Here is a 3,633-nt window from a genome sequence, read left to right as displayed (position 1 = left end):
CCGACCAGCTCGCCGAGAAGATGGGCCAGCTCGATGAGCAGCTCGCCGAGGCGCGTGCCGAGACGCTGCGTGCCGGTCTCGCGGACTACGATCTGGACGATGAGGACGCAGCCCTCCTCGCCGGCATCACGATGGGCGAGGACGGGATCCAGTTCTTCCCCGCCCTGCCGGTCGTGGCGATCGTCGGTCGACCGAACGTCGGCAAGTCGGCGCTCGTGAACCGCATCCTCGGCCGCCGCGAGGCCGTGGTCGAGGACACCCCCGGCGTCACGCGCGACCGCGTCACGTACAAGGCCGAGTGGGCCGACCGCCGCTTCTCGCTCGTCGACACCGGCGGGTGGGAGCCGGACGCCCGCGGCATCGACCGCTCGGTCGCCGCGCAGGCCGAGGTCGCCATCGACCTCGCCGACATCGTCCTGTTCGTCGTCGACGCGATGGTCGGCGCGACGTCGACCGACGAGCACGTCGTCAAGCTGCTGCGCAAGAGCGGCAAGCCGGTGTTCCTCGTCGCCAACAAGATCGATGACGCCCGTCAGGAGCCTGAAGCTGCCGCGCTCTGGAACCTGGGCCTCGGCGAGCCGCCCCCGGTCTCGGCCCTCCACGGCCGCGGCGTCGCTGACCTGCTCGACGCGCTGCTCAAGAAGCTCCCCGATGTCTCTGCGGTCGCGAAGGCCGAGATCGGTGGACCCCGTCGCGTGGCGATCCTCGGTCGCCCGAACGTCGGCAAGTCGTCGCTGCTCAACAAGGCGGCCGGCGAAGAGCGTGTGGTTGTGAACGACCTCGCCGGAACCACCCGTGACCCGGTCGACGAGATCGTCGAGCTCGGTGGCAAGCTGTGGCGCCTCGTCGACACCGCCGGCCTCCTTCGCCGCTTGCACATGGCTCAGGGCGCGGACTTCTACGCCTCGCTGCGTACCTCGGCCGCGCTCGAGAAGGCTGAGGTCGCAGTCGTCGTCCTCGATGTGTCCGAGACGATCAGCGAGCAGGATGTGCGGATCATCGACCTCGTGCTCGAGTCGGGCCGCTCGCTGGTGCTCGCGTTCAACAAGTGGGACCGCCTCAACGACGACGACCTCGAGAACGCGGATCGCCGCCGTTACCTCGAGCGCGAGATCGAGCAGGACCTGGCGCACGTCGCCTGGGCCCCGCGCGTGAACATCTCGGCGAAGACCGGCCGTCACCTCGACAAGCTGGTGCCCGCCCTCGAGACGGCTCTCGAGAACTGGGACCGCCGAATCCCCACCGGCAAGTTCAACGCCTTCCTCGCCGAGCTCGTCGCCGAGCACCCGCACCCGCTGCGTGGTGGCAAGCAGCCGCGCATCCTGTTCGGCACCCAGGCGTCGACCCGCCCGCCGACGTTCGTCCTCTTCACGACGGGCTTCCTCGACCCGGGCTACCGCCGATTCATCCAGCGCCGTCTGCGCGAGCTGTATGAATTCGACGGAACCCCGATCGTCATCAACATGCGAGTGCGCGAGAAGCGCCAGCGCTGATCGTGAGCGCCGATCAGCGTCAGCGCTGACCGTGAACGCGAGGCCGGAACCGTGCGAATCCGCAGGGTTCCGGCCTCTGTCGCGTCCGGGGGCGACGGCGTCGGGCTGCGGCCCGCTGATCGGCGTTCGCGTTCACTGTCCCGCTGTTCCCGTGTGTGTCTCCGGCATGTGCCGATGCTCGAATGCTGTGACAGGCTGAAGGGGTGACTGTCGTACCTCCTTCCGCTGGTGAGCCTCGTCGTCCTGCGGGGCCGCGAAACCCGGGTGACGCCTGGGTCGTCGCGCCCTCGGGGGAGAAGTACTGGGGTCGTTTCGGCGCCGCGGGCCTGCTCGCATTCGACCCCGACCGCGGCATCCTGCTGCAGCATCGTGTGTCGTGGAGCCACTTCGGCGGCACCTGGGGACTGCCCGGTGGTGCCCTGCACCAGGGGGAGTCCGCGATCGTCGGTGCCGTGCGTGAGGCGCAGGAGGAAGCGGGGGTTCCTGACGGGGCTGTGCGCCCGCGGTTCACCAGTGTGCTGGACCTCGACATCTGGGCGTACACGACCGTGATCGCCGACGTCGTGAAGCCGTTCGAACCGGTGATCAGCGACCCCGAGAGCGTGGCGCTCGAGTGGGTCGCCGTGGATGACGTCGATTCCCGGCCACTGCATCCGGGGTTCGGTGCGGCGTGGCCGGTGCTGCGAGAACTCCTGTCGTTGCGTCCGTCTCTGGTGGTCGACGCCGCGAACGTCGTCGGGTCGGTGCCCGACGGATGGTGGAAGGACCGTGCGGGCGCGGCATCCCGGCTGGCCGATCGGCTCGATGGGGTGTCTCTGACGGCATCGGATCTCGAGATCGGCGGTACGGCCTGGTTTCCCGAGGTCGCTCTGGTCGTCGAAGGACAGGCGCGGGGGATCGCCGACCGGTCGTCGGAGCACGACCAGGAGGTGCCCGAGGTGCTGCCTGCCGGCGGGGTTGCGGTGGTGAGAGCGGATGCGGCCGGAGACGACGCGATACTCCTAGAGGTCGAGCGGCGCGTCCACGCCGGAGAGCGCGTGATCGCCGTGACGAGCGACCGCGAACTGCAGAACCGGGTCGCGGCGGCGGGAGCTGCCCAGGTGCGGTCAGCCGGATGGCTTCTCGGAGTCCTCGATGGTGCTCACTGACTGATCAGACGAACATGACTCGCCGTCGCGGCGGGTCGCGCTCTCGGAGACGTCGCTGTCGTGCACGTCTATGCGCTCGACGAGAATGATTCCAGGCTCAGTCGAGGAACATACCGTCATCCTCTGCCGCGCGCCCGCGCAGTTTGTCGATGTCGCGGCGCTCGCGCTTCGTGGGACGACCGGCACCGCGATCGCGGAGTCCGAGAGCCGCCTGCGGCTCACGTTCCGGCGTGCGGTCTTCGTACGCCAGCGCGGCGAGGGGTGCGCCGACGCGCTTGACGAGCAGCTGGCGAACGAACAGGATCCGATCGAAGCCGGCGATCCTCACCCGGAGTTCATCGCCGACTCGGATGTGCTGAGCGGCCTTCACCTTGTCGCCGTTGACTCTCACATGCCCGGCGCGGCATGCGGTGGTGGCGGCGGATCGCGTCTTGTAGACCCGGATCGCCCAGAGCCAGCTGTCGACCCGTGCAGCATCAGCCATCAGGCGTCTCGCTTCCTCAACACGATCAGGGCTCCGGCGATGATCAGCCCCTGCCCGATCGTATAGGTCGCCATGATGGCCGGGCTGCCCCACGCAGGGAGCGAGTCGGGCAGGAAGAGTCGGAACGCCAACAGCGTGTCGCTCGCGAGGAAGAACGCCGCGCCCGTCGCGACAAGTGGATGACACCGTGTCGCCAAAGCGGCGGTCGCGCCGAGGACGAGGCCGTAGATCGCGACGGCAAAGAACAACCCGCCGGTGTTCGGCCCCAGGAACACCAGCATCGCGACCCACCATGCGGCATATGCGAGCGCCCACCACGGCATTCGTCGCACGGCGAGGTGTCGGACGAAGAGCAGAATATATGCCAGATGCGCGATGCCGAAGAAGAGCAGCATGAGCGGCACTTCAGGGGCCGAGGGGAACAGTGCTCCCGCGCTGTCGCCCAGCCAGGAGAAGACGATCGCCGCGAAGATCAGCACGAGTGCGGCGCGCGAACGTATCTTCCGGA

At 68.5% G+C, this 3,633-nt stretch carries 4 protein-coding genes; 2 read left to right on the top strand and 2 right to left on the bottom strand.

The annotated features are described in order from the left end of the window. Window positions 1–1,493 (top strand): ribosome biogenesis GTPase Der (gene der / locus J7E68_RS10350; RefSeq protein ID WP_251048873.1); only part of this gene is annotated, 1,493 nt, incomplete at its 5' end. Between the two features lie 203 nt (window positions 1,494–1,696). Next, window positions 1,697–2,641, top strand: a complete 945-nt coding sequence (locus tag J7E68_RS10345) for an NUDIX domain-containing protein (RefSeq protein ID WP_215172302.1) — start codon at window positions 1,697–1,699, stop codon at window positions 2,639–2,641. A 97-nt stretch (window positions 2,642–2,738) separates the two neighbouring features. Here J7E68_RS10345 and J7E68_RS10340 read toward each other — a convergent pair whose 3' ends face one another. Together J7E68_RS10340 and J7E68_RS10335 are read right to left on the bottom strand one after the other, a co-directional pair. Continuing rightward, window positions 2,739–3,125 carry an RNA-binding S4 domain-containing protein gene (locus tag J7E68_RS10340; protein ID WP_215172300.1) on the bottom strand — a complete coding sequence of 129 codons (387 nt, stop codon included), beginning with the start codon at window positions 3,123–3,125 and terminating at the stop codon, window positions 2,739–2,741. Then, the coding region (locus J7E68_RS10335; protein WP_215172298.1) for a lysoplasmalogenase family protein at window positions 3,125–3,633 on the bottom strand (509 nt) is incomplete at its 5' end. The genes J7E68_RS10340 and J7E68_RS10335, both read right to left, overlap by 1 nt.

This window comes from Microbacterium sp. ISL-103 (assembly GCF_018613995.1).
Lineage (GTDB): Bacteria > Actinomycetota > Actinomycetes > Actinomycetales > Microbacteriaceae > Microbacterium.
Note: the sequence above shows the minus strand (reverse complement) of the source record. Positions and strands in the feature narration are given on the sequence as shown.